Annotated in this window: 14 protein-coding genes; 2 read left to right on the top strand and 12 right to left on the bottom strand. The window is 73.2% G+C overall.

Going from position 1 to position 14,743, the window contains the following annotated elements; all coding sequences use genetic code 11:
* Positions 1–408: 408 nt before the first annotated feature.
* The 7 genes from proC to ACWEEU_RS04375 all read right to left on the bottom strand — a co-directional run bounded on the left by proC (position 409) and on the right by ACWEEU_RS04375 (position 4,962).
* A complete protein-coding gene (proC, locus tag ACWEEU_RS04405; RefSeq protein WP_385751487.1) occupies positions 409–1,221 on the bottom strand; it encodes a pyrroline-5-carboxylate reductase in 813 nt (270 codons plus the stop codon).
* A 68-nt stretch (positions 1,222–1,289) separates the two neighbouring features.
* Entirely contained in the window at positions 1,290–2,051 is a 762-nt protein-coding gene (locus ACWEEU_RS04400) for an ABC transporter permease (protein WP_451728309.1), read from the bottom strand.
* Complete coding sequence (locus ACWEEU_RS04395) at positions 2,048–2,833, bottom strand: ABC transporter ATP-binding protein (protein WP_385751483.1); 786 nt, start codon at positions 2,831–2,833, stop codon at positions 2,048–2,050. Before ACWEEU_RS04395 ends, ACWEEU_RS04400 begins: the two co-directional genes overlap by 4 nt.
* Positions 2,834–2,938: 105 nt before the next feature.
* Positions 2,939–3,727 carry a class I SAM-dependent methyltransferase gene (locus ACWEEU_RS04390; RefSeq protein WP_385744350.1) on the bottom strand — a complete coding sequence of 263 codons (789 nt, stop codon included), beginning with the start codon at positions 3,725–3,727 and terminating at the stop codon, positions 2,939–2,941.
* 70 nt (positions 3,728–3,797) lie between these two features.
* The gene (locus ACWEEU_RS04385) at positions 3,798–4,310 is read right to left on the bottom strand and encodes an EamA/RhaT family transporter (protein WP_451728305.1); all 513 of its coding nucleotides are present in this window, start codon (positions 4,308–4,310) and stop codon (positions 3,798–3,800) included.
* A gap of 43 nt (positions 4,311–4,353) precedes the next feature.
* Positions 4,354–4,695, bottom strand: a complete 342-nt coding sequence (locus ACWEEU_RS04380) for an SH3 domain-containing protein (protein WP_451728302.1) — start codon at positions 4,693–4,695, stop codon at positions 4,354–4,356.
* A 21-nt stretch (positions 4,696–4,716) separates the two neighbouring features.
* On the bottom strand, positions 4,717–4,962 hold the full coding sequence (locus tag ACWEEU_RS04375) for a peptidase (RefSeq protein ID WP_451728299.1): 246 nt from the start codon (positions 4,960–4,962) through the stop codon (positions 4,717–4,719).
* Between the two features lie 183 nt (positions 4,963–5,145).
* Between ACWEEU_RS04375 and ACWEEU_RS04370 the strand changes: the two genes are divergently transcribed.
* The gene (locus tag ACWEEU_RS04370) at positions 5,146–7,278 is read left to right on the top strand and encodes a serine/threonine-protein kinase (protein ID WP_451728296.1); all 2,133 of its coding nucleotides are present in this window, start codon (positions 5,146–5,148) and stop codon (positions 7,276–7,278) included.
* A gap of 55 nt (positions 7,279–7,333) precedes the next feature.
* Here ACWEEU_RS04370 and ilvD read toward each other — a convergent pair whose 3' ends face one another.
* The 4 genes from ilvD to ACWEEU_RS04350 form a co-directional block, all read right to left on the bottom strand.
* Positions 7,334–9,187: a dihydroxy-acid dehydratase gene (ilvD, locus tag ACWEEU_RS04365; RefSeq protein ID WP_385744344.1), complete on the bottom strand. Its 1,854-nt coding sequence runs from the start codon at positions 9,185–9,187 to the stop codon at positions 7,334–7,336.
* 216 nt (positions 9,188–9,403) lie between these two features.
* Positions 9,404–10,009 (bottom strand): TetR/AcrR family transcriptional regulator, encoded by a 606-nt coding sequence (locus ACWEEU_RS04360; RefSeq protein ID WP_451728292.1) that lies wholly within the window; start codon positions 10,007–10,009, stop codon positions 9,404–9,406.
* The gene (locus tag ACWEEU_RS04355) at positions 10,006–10,818 is read right to left on the bottom strand and encodes a sugar phosphate isomerase/epimerase family protein (RefSeq protein ID WP_385744340.1); all 813 of its coding nucleotides are present in this window, start codon (positions 10,816–10,818) and stop codon (positions 10,006–10,008) included. Before ACWEEU_RS04355 ends, ACWEEU_RS04360 begins: the two co-directional genes overlap by 4 nt.
* 111 nt (positions 10,819–10,929) lie before the next feature.
* The gene (locus tag ACWEEU_RS04350; RefSeq protein ID WP_385744338.1) at positions 10,930–11,862 is read right to left on the bottom strand and encodes a Ppx/GppA phosphatase family protein; all 933 of its coding nucleotides are present in this window, start codon (positions 11,860–11,862) and stop codon (positions 10,930–10,932) included.
* 71 nt (positions 11,863–11,933) lie between these two features.
* Here ACWEEU_RS04350 and ACWEEU_RS04345 point away from each other — a divergent pair, with 71 nt between their 5' ends.
* A complete protein-coding gene (locus tag ACWEEU_RS04345; RefSeq protein WP_451728288.1) occupies positions 11,934–12,791 on the top strand; it encodes a hypothetical protein in 858 nt (285 codons plus the stop codon).
* 74 nt (positions 12,792–12,865) lie between these two features.
* Here the strand turns inward: ACWEEU_RS04345 and ACWEEU_RS04340 are convergent, their stop codons facing one another.
* Positions 12,866–14,554: a BACON domain-containing protein gene (locus ACWEEU_RS04340; RefSeq protein ID WP_451728285.1), complete on the bottom strand. Its 1,689-nt coding sequence runs from the start codon at positions 14,552–14,554 to the stop codon at positions 12,866–12,868.
* Positions 14,555–14,743: the final 189 nt, after the last annotated feature.

Below are 14,743 nucleotides of genomic sequence, written 5' to 3'. Positions count from 1 at the left end.
CGACTCTATCAGATCTTTTTCCGATCCGATTTCCTCGGTGCTTTCCAGGTTCTCGCTTTCGCGTTTCCCTTTCCGGCGGTTCCGACTCTATCAGATCCTTTTCGGTGTCTGACCCCCAGTCAGCGGGGTTTGTCTTCCCGGCCTCGCGGCCGTTCCGACGAGTGAGACTTTAGCGGATTCCCGGCCCCCGAAGCCAATCGGGGTCCTGCGCTCTTTCGAACACGGATTCCTCATTTCGCAAATGCGCACAACGAAACAAGCGGCGCGGAAGCGCCGATGTCGAGTGGGCCTTGCGGAATGGCTGTCCGGGGACCGACCGGAGTCGGCTCTCACGTCGGACAACTCGGAGAACACTACGCACCTGGGGAGGGGGTGTCAACCCCCTCCTGCGAAGAATCTTGGTGCGGGTCAGTCCTTCTTGCCGGAGGCCAGCTCACGGCTGCGGTCGCGGGCCGCCTCCAGGGCGGCGATGAGGGCGGCGCGCACCCCGTGGTTCTCCAGCTCACGGATGGCGTTGATGGTCGTACCGGCGGGCGAGGTGACGTTCTCACGGAGCTTGACCGGGTGCTCGCCGCTGTCGCGGAGCATCGTGGCGGCGCCGATGGCGGACTGGACGATCAGCTCGTGCGCCTTGTCGCGGGGCAGGCCGAGCAGGATGCCCGCGTCGGTCATCGCCTCGACCAGATAGAAGAAGTACGCCGGGCCCGAGCCTGACAGGGCGGTGCAGGCGTCCTGCTGGTTCTCCGGGACGTGCAGGGTCTTGCCGACGGCGCCGAAGATCTCCTCGGCCGTGGCGAGGTGGGCGGCGGTGGCGTGGCTGCCCCCGGAGATGACGGACATGGCCTCGTCGACCAGGGCGGGCGTGTTCGTCATGACGCGCACGACGGGCGTGCCCTCGGCCAGGTGCTCCTCGACGAGCGAGGTGGGGATCCCGGCGGCGCCGCTGATGACCAGGCGGTCGGCGGGGACGTGCGGGGCCAGTTCGGCAAGCAGCGTGCCCATGTCCTGCGGCTTGACCGTGAGGATCAGGGTGTCGGCGGTCTTGGCCGCCTCGGCGTTGGTGACCGGGGTGACGCCGTGGCGGGCGCGGAGTTCTTCGGCGCGCTCGGGGCGGCGGGCGGTCACCAGGAGGTCGGCGGGGGCCCAGCCCGCCCGGATCATTCCGCTGAGCAGGGCTTCGCCGATCTTGCCGGTGCCGAGGACTGCGACTTTCTGGCTCATGCGGTTCATCCTCGCATCGGGGGCGCCGGGTGCGGGGTGCTGTCCGGTGGGCGGACCTCCGTCGGGGTTCAGTCCGTGCGGCGGCGCAGGGTGGCGGCGCCGAGGGTGAGGACCAGGAGGGCGCAGCCCGCGACGATCAGGATGTCGCGGAGGAAGGTCGCCGTCATGTCGGTGTGGTGGAGGACCTCGTTCATGCCGTCGACGGCGTACGACATGGGGAGGACGTCCGAGACGGCCTCGAGGGCGGGGTGCATGTCGGGGCGTGGGGTGAACAGGCCGCAGAGCAGGAGCTGGGGGAAGATCACCGCGGGCATGAACTGGACCGCCTGGAATTCCGAGGCCGCGAAGGCCGAGACGAAGAGGCCGAGGGCCGTGCCGAGCAGGGCGTCCAGGAGCGCGACCAGGAGGAGCAGCCAGGGCGAGCCGGTGACGTCGAGACCGAGGAGCCAGACGGCGAGGCCGGTGGCGAGGGCGGACTGGACGACGGCGACGGCGCCGAAGGCGAGGGCGTAGCCGGCGATCAGGTCGGCCTTGCCGAGCGGCATCGCCAGGAGGCGCTCCAAAGTGCCGGAGGTGCGTTCGCGCAGGGTGGCGATGGACGTGACCAGGAACATCGTGATCAGCGGGAAGATCCCGAGCAGGGACGCGCCGATGTTGTCGAAGGTGCGGGGGCTTCCGTCGAAGACGTAGCGCAGCAGGACCAGCATCAGGCAGGGGACCAGGAGCATCAGGGCGATGGTCCGGGGGTCGTGGCGGAGCTGGCGCAGGACGCGGGCGGCGGTGGCGGTCGTACGGCCGGGGTTCAGCGCGGCCGCGGTGGTCGTGCTCATCGGGTCGGCTCCTTGGTGCGGTCGGTGGCGGCGGCCTGGTCGACGAGGTGCAGGAAGGCGGCCTCGACGGTGTCCGTGCCGGTGCGGGTGCGCAGGTTCTCCGGGGTGTCGTCGGCGAGCACACGGCCGTCGCGCATGAGGAGGAGGTGGTCGCAGCGCTCGGCCTCGTCCATGACGTGGGAGGAGACGAGGAGGGTGGTGCCGCGCTCGGCGGCGAGGGTGTGGAAGAGGGTCCACAGGTCTCGGCGGAGTACGGGGTCGAGACCCACGGTCGGTTCGTCCAGGACGAGGAGTTCGGGGGTGCCGAGGAGGGCGACGGCGAGGGAGACGCGGCTGCGCTGGCCGCCGGAGAGGTTTCCGGCGAGGGCGTCGGCGTGGGAGGTGAGGTCCACGTCGGCGAGGGCGCGGGTGACGTGGGTGTGGCGACGGTCGGCGGCGGCGCGGCCGGGGTCGAGGATCGCGGCGAAGTAGTCGAGGTTCTGGCGGACGGTGAGGTCGTCGTAGACGGAGGGGGCCTGGGTGACGTAGCCGAGGCGGTGGCGCAGGGCGGGGTGTCCGGCCGGCCGGCCCAGCACGTCGAGGGTGCCGGTGACCTTGGCCTGGGTGCCCGCGATGGCGCGCATCAGCGTGGACTTTCCGCAGCCGGAGGGGCCGAGGAGGCCGGTGATCCGGCCGCGGGGGACGGTGAAGCCGAGGGCGTGGAGGACGGTGCGGGGACCGCGTACGACGGTGAGGGCGTCGGCGTGGACGGCCGCCGGGACCGGCGGAGGCTCATTATTCATCACCTGATGAATAATTCTCCTGTGGCGTGGCGTCGTCAAGGGCCGGGGCATACGAAACGGCGGCCCGGTACCGGTACCGGGCCGCCCTTCGTGGGTTCGGGGGTGTCACTCCTTGCGGGCGACGATCAGGTGCACGTCGTAGGTCTCCTCGACGACGCCGTCCGGGAAGACCTTCAGCAGGTGGGCGCGCTCGTCGGCCAGGAAGGCGGTGCGGTCCTCCGGCGGGGCGAGGAGGAGGGCGGAGTGACTGCCGATGTTGGCGAGGTGGACGTCGACGGGGACGTGGCGGCTCCAGCGGACCACGCGGCGCTCGAAGGCGAGGCGGCCGCTGGGGTCGGCCAGTTCCGTGCGGTCCACCGCCTTGCGCTTCTCGGCGGGGATGTCGAGGCCGAAGAAGCGTGCGGCACGCTCACCGGCCTCGGAGATCCACTCCACGTCGACGGCGTCGGTGTTCCACCACAGCGCCAGCGCGCCGCCGGGTCGCAGGACGCGCAGCGCCTCCGGGACCGAGCGGGCGGTGTCGGTCCAGTGCCATGCCTGGGCGTAGGTGATGAGGTCGGCGTGGTCGTCGGCGACCGGGAGGGCGTTGCCGTCGCCCCGGACCAGGGGGACGTCCGGCAGTGTCCGGCGGAACTCGGCGGCCATGCCCGCGCCGGGTTCGACGGCGAGGACGCGGGCGCCGCGCTCGTGCAGCAGGCGGCTCGCGATGCCGGTGCCCGCGCCGACGTCCACGACCCGCGCGCCGGCCAGGGGGCGGCCGGACAGTTCCTCCAGCGCGTCCAGGAGGGCGGGCGGGTAGGAGGGGCGGTTCGCGGCGTACTGGGCGGCCGCGGCGTTGAAGGAGTGGGCGCGGGCGGAGGCGGGCGGCTCCTGGGCGGCTTCGCGTGTGGTCATGCCGCTCATGGTGCGCGGTGTGGGGCGGGAGGGGACAGGGGATATCCGGCGGGAGGTACCCCCTGGTGCCTTACTTGCCGCGCTTCTTCTTCGCCGGGTTGCCCGTGCGGCGGGAGCGGGTGCGGTCGTGTTCGGCGCGGGCCTTGTCGTACTCGGCGCGAGCGAGCTTCTCGCCGGGGGCCTCCAGGAAGGAACGGCAGGCGTAGGCGAGGAGGGAGCCGACGAAGCCGATGGTGAGGAGGCCGCGCTGGGACGCCTGGCGGTCGGGGTCGGGGCGGCGTTCGTAGCTCTGCCAGGTGTTGCCGAAGGCGAGCGCGCTGCACACGGCGAACATGCCGACGACCAGGACGGTCACGAAGGAGCCGGTGCCCGCGATCTGGAGCCCCTGGTAGGCGAAGCGCAGGACCAGGCAGGCGACGGCCGCGGCGGCGACGGCACCGAGGGCGGTGCCGGCGCGGCGAGCGGCGTAGCCGTCGGTGTGGTCGACCCAGGAGGTGCCGTAGAAGCGCAGGGGTTCGGGGCGGGGGCCCGCGTCGCCGCCCCCGGCGCGGGTCTCGGGACTGGTGCCGGTTTCGTCGCTCACGGGATGATTATCGCGGGCGGGGGCGGCGGGGCGGGGACGGGGGTCAGGCGCAGCGGGGGGCGACGTAGCCGTCGCTGCCGGTGTGCACGTAGGCGTCGGAGACGAACTCGCCGCTGCCGATGTTGTCCCAGATGTTCGAGGTGCCGTAGTAGCCGTTCACCGTCGTGCCCGGGGTCTGGCAGTAGATCGACACGGACGAGCCTGCGGGCAGCACACGGATGATGCTGTAGCCGGTGCCGGGACCGCTGCGGACGTCGAGGCTGACGCCCGGGGCCACGGGATACGCGGCGGCCGTGGCGCTCGCCGGCGCCGCGAGGCCCGTCACCAGGAGCAGGGCTCCTGCGGCAGCCCCCAGCAGAGCGCCTCTGCGGTGGAGTGAGGTCATGTCGTTGCCTTTCTGGTGGGGTCAGCCACAGCGGCCGGCGACGTAGCCGTCGCTGCCGGTGTGCACGTAGGCGTCGGAGACGAACTCGCCGGGGGCGATGTTGTCCCAGATGTTCGAGGTGCCGTAGTAGCCGGTGACGATGGTGCCCGGGCTCTGGCAGTTGATCGAGACCTGGGCGCCCTCGGGCAGGACGCGGACGAGCGCGTAGCCGGTGCCGGGGCCGCTGCGGACGTTCAGACGGACGCCCGGGGCGACGGAGTAGGACATGGTCAACCTCCCCCATGACGCCCTCGGCAGGTGCGGGGGCGCCGGTGATTTTTCGCGGAACTGCACGTCCCCGCACAGGTGTTCGGGGCGCGCACGCGGAGAGTAGCAAGCCTCCGCCGTCTCGTACGGGCGATCGACTAGGCTCCGAGCGACGCGCGCGGACGAATGGCACGGGGGTGGTCCATGGCGCCACAGCTCAGCTCCGGGCCGGACGCGGAACCGGAACTTCCGGAGTACGCCGGTCACTACCGTCTGGAGTCGCGGCTCGGGTCGGGCGGCATGGGTGTGGTGCACCTGGCCCGCAGTGGTTCCGGGATGCGGCTCGCGGTGAAGGTCGTGCACGCCGAGTTCGCGCGGGACGAGGAGTTCAGAGGGCGTTTCCGGCAGGAGGTGGCGGCGGCCCGGCGGGTGAGCGGCGCCTTCACCGCGCCGGTGGTGGACGCCGATCCGGAGGCCGGGCGCCCCTGGATGGCGACCATGTTCATCCCCGGTCCGACGCTCGCCGAAGAGGTGAAGCGGAACGGCCCGATGGCACCCGGCGAGGTACGGCGGCTGATGGCCGGGCTCGCGGAGGCGCTGCGGGACATCCACCGGGTCGGGGTGGTGCACCGGGATCTCAAGCCGGGCAACGTGCTGCTGGCGGAGGACGGTCCGAAGGTCATCGACTTCGGCATCTCGCGCCCCAAGGACAGCGAACTGCGCACCGAGACGGGCAAGTTGATAGGGACGCCACCGTTCATGGCGCCCGAGCAGTTCCGCCGTCCGCGTGAAGTGGGCCCTGCGGCGGACGTGTTCGCCCTCGGCTCGGTGATCGTGCACGCGGCGGCCGGGCGGGGTCCGTTCGACTCCGACAGCCCCTACGTCGTCGCGTACCAAGTGGTGCACGACGAGCCGGACCTGACCGGCGTGCCCGGAAACCTCGTTCCACTGGTGCGGCGCTGCCTGGCCAAGGAACCCGAGGACCGGCCCACGCCCGACGAACTCATGCGCGCGCTGCGGTCGGTGGCGGCGTCGTACGACACTCAGGCGTTCATACCGGCTCAGCGGGAGGTGCCCCCGGCCGAGGAGGCCGAAGAGGCCGAGGACCACGCGGGGCGCGCCGAGGCCGAGGAGCCGGACAAGGACGCGGCGGGGCGGCCGCGGTGGTGGACGCGTGGCCGGGCCGCGCTCGCGGCGGGCGCGCTTGTGCTGGCGGGGAGCGTGGGGATCACCGCGGTGCACTGGTCCGGCGGCGAGCGGGCACCCCGGGTGCGTCCGACGGCCACCGGGGACCGGATCACCGAGTGGCGGTCCACGACCCTCACCGGGGGCACCGGCACGCCTCGATGCACCTACGGAGCAGGCGAGTTGCTGTGCACCGCCCCGGGCACGGCGGCCGGGCTCGACCCGCGTGACGGCACGGTGAAGTGGCGGCGCTCCTTCACGGGCGTCCGGTGGAGCGATCCGCCGGTCGTGTCGGGCGGGCTGCTCCAACTGCGCGACCAGGACGGCCGGGTGACGGCACTCGATCCGTCCTCGGGCGAGACCCGGTTGCGCCGCCGACTGCCCCGGGACACCGGGACGCTGTACGCGGACGGCATCCGTCTGGTGAGCGACACGGACGGCCGGATCACCGGCACGGACAGCGCCTCGGGGCGGACGGTGTGGCAACACGCTTTGCCGGACCGGGCGTTCACCCGCCTCTACGCCTTCGGTGCGGGCACCGGGACTGTCACCGCGTATGCGACGGCCGCCTCCGCCGACGGGAGCGGTACGCGGGTCACCGCGCTCGACCCCGCCTCGGGTGGGCGGCGTTGGAGCGCGGAGCTGTCCGGTGTGCTCCAACCCGTTGGCGCGGAGGGCGACTTCGTCTATTTCCTCGCCGCCGATCCGGTCCACGGCGACACGGACGCGGTGGTGCGCTACTCGGTGAAGTCCGGCGCGGTGCGCCGCGTGCCGCTCCCGGCCGTTTCACACGGCGCCCGGGCCGTCGTCCGGGACGGGGTGGTGTACCTGCTCTCGACGAACGGTGGGCTCGACGCCGTGGACGCGGGTGCCGGCAAGCGGCTGTGGCATCTGGAGACCTCGGTGAGCTGGGGCTCGGGGCCGGTCGCCGACGGCCGGTATCTGTACTTCTCCGCCGCCGACGGACGGCTGCTCGCCGTGGACGTCCGGCGCGGGAGCCTCGCGGGGCAGACGCGGCCGCGTTTCGGGGCGCGCACGGACCTGGTGTCGGCGGGGGTGCCGGTGCCGGTGGTCGCCCGGGGAGCGGTGTACGCGGCGGCTCCCGACGGGACGGTGTTCGCCCGGGACACGCGCGATCCCTCCGGCTGGTGACGACGACACGAAGGGGGCCGGTGTCGCGCACCGGCCCCCTCTCGTTGTCGTCCGGTCAGCCCAGCAGGGTCACGTCGCGCACGGCGCCGCGGTCGGCGCTGGTGGCCATCGCGGCGTAGGCGCGCAGGGCGGCGGAGACCTTGCGGTCGCGGTCGGCGGGGGCGTAGACGCCGCCCAGTTCCGCCTCGCGGCGGGCGAGTTCGGACTCGTCCACGAGGAGTTCGATGGTGCGGCCGGGGATGTCGATGCGGATGCGGTCGCCGTCGCGGACCAGGGCGATGGTCCCTCCGGAGGCGGCCTCCGGGGAGACGTGGCCGATGGAGAGACCCGAGGTGCCGCCGGAGAAGCGGCCGTCGGTGATCAGGGCGCAGGTCTTCCCGAGGCCGCGGCCCTTGAGGTACGAGGTCGGGTAGAGCATCTCCTGCATACCGGGACCGCCCTTGGGGCCCTCGTAGCGGATGACGACCACGTCGCCGTCCTTGACCTCCTGGGTGAGGATGCGGCGGACGGCCTCCTCCTGCGACTCGCAGACCACGGCCGGGCCCTCGAAGGTCCACACCGACTCGTCCACGCCCGCGGTCTTCACCACGCAGCCGTCGACGGCGAGGTTGCCCTTGAGGACCGCGAGGCCGCCGTCCTTGGAGTAGGCGTGCTCGGCGGAGCGGATGCAGCCGCCCTCGGCGTCGTCGTCCAGCGCCTCCCAGCGCTCGGACTGGGAGAACGCCTCGGCGGAGCGGACGCAGCCGGGCGCGGCGTGCCACAGCTCGACCGCCTCCGGGGAGGGCGAACCGCCGCGCACGTCCCAGGTCTTGAGCCAGTCGGCGAGGGACGGGCTGTGCACAGCGTGCACGTCCTCGTTGAGCAGTCCGGCGCGGTGCAGCTCGCCGAGGAGGGCGGGGATGCCGCCCGCGCGGTGCACGTCCTCCATGTAGTACGTGCGGTTCTTCGCGACGTTGGGCGCGACCTTGGCCAGGCACGGGACGCGGCGGGAGACGGCGTCGATCTGCTCCAGGCCGAAGGGGACGCCCGCTTCCTGGGCGGCGGCGAGCAGGTGCAGGATCGTGTTGGTGGAGCCACCCATGGCGATGTCCAGCGCCATCGCGTTCTCGAACGCCTGGAAGGAGGCGATGGAGCGGGGCAGGACCGTCTCGTCGTCCTGCTCGTAGTAGCGGCGGGTGATGTCCATGACCGTGCGGGCCGCGTCCTCGTACAGCGCCTTGCGGGCGGTGTGCGTGGCGAGGACCGAGCCGTTGCCCGGCAGGGAGAGACCGATGGCCTCGGTCAGGCAGTTCATCGAGTTGGCGGTGAACATGCCGGAACAGCTGCCGCAGGTCGGGCAGGCGTTCTCCTCGATGCGGAGGATGTCCTCGTCGGAGATCTTGTCGTTGACCGCGTCGGAGATCGCGTCGACCAGGTCGAGGGTGCGGACCGTGCCGTCGACCAGGGTGGCGCGGCCGGACTCCATGGGGCCGCCGGAGACGAAGACCGTCGGGATGTTCAGGCGCAGGGCGGCCATCAACATGCCCGGGGTGATCTTGTCGCAGTTGGAGATGCAGACCAGGGCGTCGGCGCAGTGGGCCTCGACCATGTACTCCACCGAGTCCGCGATCAGGTCGCGGGAGGGCAGGGAGTAGAGCATTCCGCCGTGGCCCATGGCGATGCCGTCGTCCACCGCGATGGTGTTGAACTCGCGCGGGATGCCGCCCGCCTCGCGGATCGCCTCGCTGACGATGCGGCCGACCGGCTGGAGGTGGGTGTGGCCGGGGACGAACTCGGTGAAGGAGTTGGCCACCGCGATGATCGGCTTCCGGCCGATGTCCGCACCGGGTACACCCGAGGCGCGCATAAGGGCGCGGGCGCCCGCCATGTTGCGTCCGTGGGTGACTGTGCGGGACCTCAGCTCGGGCATCGTCGCTCGCTCCTTCGGAGAATGACGGTCAGAGAGGCTTCTGACTGCTGCCGAGCGTACGCCGGTCATCCAGCGGGCGGGACGATGTGTCCGGAATGCGGGACGGGTGTCTTGCGGCGCACCGTGTCGTACGGCGCTCCGAGGTGGTCCGCGGGCTCCGTCGTACGGCGATCCCGGGCGGGCCGGGGCTCAGTCGTACGCCGTCCACGCCACCGCTCACGTGCCCGTGAGATGCCCCTGCACCACCGGCGCGAGGCGCTCCACGATCCGCTCCACGTCCGCCGAGGCCAGCGGCTCCACCTTGATCACGTACCGCAGCATGGCCGTGCCGACCAGTTGGGCGGCCGCCAGCTCGGCGCGCAGCTCGGCGTCCGGACCGCCCAGGCGCCCGGCGATGCGGTGCAGGAGCTGCGCGGCGACCAGCCGGCGGAAGACGGCGGCGGCGACCTCGTTGTTCACCGCCGAGCGGACGATGGCGAGCAGCGGGGCACGGGTCGCGGGGTTCTCCCAGATGCCGAAGACGAAGCGGGTGAACCGCTCCCCCACCGTGTCCATCGGGCCCTCGGCGATGGCGTCCGGGGCGGCGAGCGCGGGCGCGAAGGAGACGGTGACGGCCGCTTCGAAGACCTGCTCCTTGGTACCGAAGTAGTGGTGGACCAGGGCGGAGTCGACGCCCGCGGCCTTGGCGATGCCGCGTACGGAGGTCTTCTCGTAGCCGCGCTCGGAGAACTCCTCGCGGGCGGCGGCGAGGATGCGGTCGCGGGTGTCGCCGGACTCGGTACGCGGGGGACGGCCCCGGCGGCGCGCCGTGCCGTCGCTCACGGCCGGGACACCCGGGCGTCGGCCGCGAGGTGGCGGCGGGTGAACTCCAGTGCCTCGGCGAGGTCCGCCTCGCGCTCGGCGCTGGACATCGCGCGCCGGGTGTTGACCTCCAGGACGACATGGCCGTCGAAGCCGGTGCGGGTCAACCGGTCGAGGACCTCGGCGCAGGGCTGGTTGCCCCGGCCGGGGACCAGGTGCTCGTCCTTGGCGGAGCCGCGCCCGTCGGCGAGGTGGACGTGGCCGAGCCGGTCGCCCATGCGGTCGAGCATGTCGAGCGCGCTGGTGCGGGCGGTGGCGGTGTGGCTGAGGTCGATCGTGAAGTGCCGGTAGTCGTCCTTGGTGACGTCCCACTCGGGGGCGTAGGCGAGCATCTCGCGGTCGCGGTAGCGCCAGGGGTACATGTTCTCGACGGCGAACCGTACGTCCGTCTCGTCGGCCATGCGCCAGACGCCCTCGACGAACTCGCGGGCGTACTGCCGCTGCCAGCGGAAGGGCGGGTGGACGACGACGGTGGAGGCACCCAGCTTCTCGGCAGCCGACTGCGCCCGGCGCAGCTTGGTCCACGGGTCGGTGGACCAGACCCGCTGGGTGATCAGCAGACAGGGCGCGTGCACGGCGAGGATCGGCACACCGTGGTGGTCGGAGAGCCTGCGCAGGGCCTCGATGTCCTGACTGACGGGATCGGTCCAGACCATGACCTCGACACCGTCGTACCCCAGGCGCCCGGCCATCTCGAAGGCCGTCGCCGTCGACTCCGGGTATACGGAGGCCGTCGACAGGGCGACCTTCACGTCCCTTGGTTCAGCCACGGGGACACCTTACGGGGTGGGGTGAGGGGGGTGCGGGGTGTCCCCGGGCGGGTGTGGGGCAGCACACGGCGGCGGGACCTCACCGGGCGGGTGCGGGCCCACCCGACGACCTCACCCCACGCCCATGTGGTCCAGCCGCCGCAGGATCACGCCCTCGCGCAGGGCCCAGGGGCAGATCTCCAGGCTTTCCACGCCGAAGAGGTCCATCGCGCCCTCGGCGACCAGGGCGCCGGCGAGGAGCTGGCCGGAGCGGGACTCGGAGACGCCGGGGAGTTCGGCGCGCTGTTCGGCGGACATGGCGGCGAGGCGGGGCACCCAGGCTTCCAGGGACTCGCGCTTGAGTTCCCGCTGCACGTACAGCCCGTCGGCGTCGCGTGCGGCGCCCGCGAGGCGGGCGAGCTGCTTGAAGGTCTTCGAGGTGGCGACCACGTGGTCGGGGGCGCCGAAGCGGCTGAACTCCCCGACGGTGCGGGCGATCTCGGTGCGGGCGTGGCGGCGCAGGGCGCGTACGGCGTCCGGGTCGGGCGGGTCGCCCGGCAGCCAGCCCGCGGTGAGGCGGCCCGCACCGAGCGGCAGGGAGACGGCGGCGTCCGGCTCCTCGTCCAGGCCGTAGGCGACCTCCAGGGAGCCGCCGCCGATGTCGAGGACGAGCAGCTTTCCGGCGGACCAGCCGAACCAGCGGCGCACCGCGAGGAAGGTGAGCCGCGCCTCCTCGGCGCCGCTGAGCACCTGGAGCCGTACGCCGGTCTCGTCCTCGACCCGGGCGAGCACGTCGTCGGCGTTGCGGGCGTCGCGCACGGCGGAGGTCGCGAAGGGCAGCAGGTCCTCCACGCCCTTGTCCTCGGCGGCCTCCAGCGCCTCCCGTACGACCGCCACGAGCCGCTCGACGCCCTCGGCCCCGATGGCCCCGTCCCCGTCGAGGAGCTGAGCCAGCCGGAGGTCGGCCTTGTGCGAATGCGCGGGCAGCGGGCGCGCACCGGGATGCGCGTCCACGACCAGCAGATGCACCGTGTTCGAACCCACGTCCAGGACACCGAGTCTCATATACGGAACGCTACTGCCAATACGCCTGCGGACGGCCCCGATCAGGGGTTCCGTCCACTTACCCTGGACCTGTGCCAAAGACGAAGAAGGCGAAGGACGAGAAGGCCACCAAGCGCGACAAGGCGGACAAGGCGCCCAAGGCGCGCAAGAACGCCGCACCGGTGGACGACGAGCAGGGGCTCGACTTCGCGCGGGCGTGGGTGGAGTTCCCCGACCCGGCGGACGACGAGCAGGTCTTCCGCTGCGATCTGACCTGGCTGACCTCGCGCTGGAACTGCATCTTCGGCAGCGGCTGCCAGGGCATCCAGGCGGGCCGCGCGGCCGACGGCTGCTGCTCGCTGGGCGCGCACTTCTCCGACGAGGACGACGAGAAGCGGGTCGCGGAGCACGTGGCCCGGCTGACCCCGGACATCTGGCAGCACCACGACGAGGGGCTGCGCGGCGGCTGGGTCGCCGAGGACGACGAGGGCTCCCGGCAGACCCGCCCCTTCCAGGGCTCCTGCATCTTCCAGAACCGCCCCGGCTTCGAGGGCGGCGCGGGCTGCTCGCTGCACATCCTGGCCCTGAAGGAGGGCCGCGAGCCGCTGGAGACCAAGCCGGACGTGTGCTGGCAGCTGCCGATCCGGCGGACGTACGAGTGGATCGACCGCCCGGACGACACCCGGGTCCTCCAGGTGTCCATCGGGGAGTACGACCGCCGGGGCTGGGGTCCTGGCGGTCACGACCTGCACTGGTGGTGCACGTCGGCCACCTCGGCGCACGGCGCGGGCGACCCGGTCTACGTCTCCTACCGGGCCGAGCTGACCGAGCTGATGGGCAAGGCGGGCTACGAGCGGCTGGTCGAGCTGTGCGAGCAGCGGCTGGCCTCGCGGCTGCCGCTGGTGGCCCCGCACCCGGCGGACCCGGCGCGGCCGGGCGAGTCGGGCTGAGGGCGCCGGCCCCGGGCGCTCCCGGTCAGCACGTCTGATCAACCGGCCGGACGGTCGGCCGATCGGCGGCCCGGTCAGTCGGCCGCCGGGATCGACGGGTCCTCGTCGTCCGGCGGCGGTGTCTGCGTCGGCGGCGGCGAGGTCGGCGTGTCCGACGGGTCCGGGCTCGGGCTGTCGCTCGTCGGGGGCGTGCTGCTCGGCGGGTCCGTCGGCGGCGGGGTCGGGGAGGCCGGGGGCGTGCTGCTGGGCGGAGCCGAGGTGGGGGGCGGGGTCGTACGGGCCCTGCCGTACCCGGTGATGGTGACGACCGCGCCCGCCGGGGCGACGGCGACCCGGGCGCGCCAGTGCCCGGCGGGTTCGCGCAGGTGGTCCACGTACACCCGGACCGTGAGCGTGTCGCCGGGGGCGAGGGTGCCCGAGGAGCGGCTGAGGTAGAGCCAGGGCTGCCGGGTGGCGGCGGACCAGTGGACGGGCCCCGAGCCGGAGGCGCGCAGGGTGATCAGCGTGGTGTCGCCCTCGGTGGCCGCGCCGACGGTGAGCTGTCCGGCGCCCTTCTTGCCCGCGCCGGAGACGCTGACCACCTCGACCGAGACGTCCGGGTCGGCGGCGCCGCCCGGGCCCGGCTCGGGCTTCACGCTGGCGTTGCCCGCGTTCTCGTACGCCCCGGGGCGGTCGCCGTCGAGGGTGTCCGGGCCGCTCGCGCCGGGTGCGGCGGAGGGGCGGCCGTCGTCGGCGGTGGGGGCGCCGCGATAGGCGGCCCACAGGGCGAGGACGGGCGCGGCGACGACGGTGGCGACCACCGTCGTGGTGACGGCCCGCGCGCGCAGCCGGTCGCGGCGGGCCGCGCGGTCCTTGGGGTCCATGGGGAAACCGCGCCGGTCGAAGCGCGGCAGGGCGGCGCCCCGCGCGCGGGGATGGCTCGCGAGCGCCGCGTGCAGGGCGGCGCGGGGGGCCTGGAGGACGGGCAGCTCGGCGGGGGTGACCGTGGCACCGGGCCAGCGGCCGGGCACCGCGCGCTCGGCGGTGCGGCGGCAGCGCGGGCAGTCGTCCACGTGCCGGACCAGTTCGCGGCGCAGGGCCGCGCTGAGGACGAGGCGGCTGTCGCCGGTCAGATGGGCCACGCTCGGGCAGCCGCCGGTCTCGACGACGGCGAGCGCGGCGCGGGTGCGCTCGACCTCGCAGGCGGCGGAGGAGAGCAGGTCCCGGGCGGCGGCGGGCTCCAGGCCGAGCACGGCGGCGACCTCGGGGGCGGCGAGCCGGTGCCGGACGGCCAGCTCCAGGGCCTCGCGCTGCTCGGGTGTCGTACCGGCCGCCTCCGGCCACGCGAGCAGGGCGAGTTCGCGGCGGCGCCGTTCCTGGACCTCCGGGGAGGGCTGCGGCGCGGCGGACCCGGCGGGTTCGGCGCCGTGGGCGGGGCGGCCGGCCGCGTGGGTGGCCTGGCGCGTACGGCGGGCCTCGGCGAGCCCGCGCAGACAGGCCCAGCGGGCCAGCGCGTACAGCCAGGCCCTGCGGTCGGCGGTGGTCCTCGGGACGCGCGGGCCGCGCCGCTCGGCGAGGGCGAGGACCTCCCCGAGGGCGGCGGTGGCCGCGTCATGGTCGCAGAGCACCGAGAGGCAGTAGGTGAACAGACCATCCAGATACGGCTCGTGGCACGCCGAAGGGCGCCGGGCGATGTTCCGCGCGGCGGCTCGGTCACGCGCCTCCCGGTGCGCCCGGTGTGCGCCGGTCGTGCGGGTCGTGGTCTCCGGACTGCTGCTCCTCACCTGTGCGACCGTAGGCGCCCGCGGAGTGCCCCTTCTTGCACCTTGAGCACTTTTAATCCGTACGGGTGAAACGATCCCTCATAAGGGGACACGGATGCTCCGCCCGGCGGCTCCCGACCGGAGCATCCGGACCTGCCCCGGACCACCCGCGTGCACCCGGACGCCCCGCGTGCGCCCCTGGGCGACGGG

Source organism: Streptomyces sp. NPDC005004, assembly GCF_053600675.1.
Note: the sequence above shows the minus strand (reverse complement) of the source record. Positions and strands in the feature narration are given on the sequence as shown.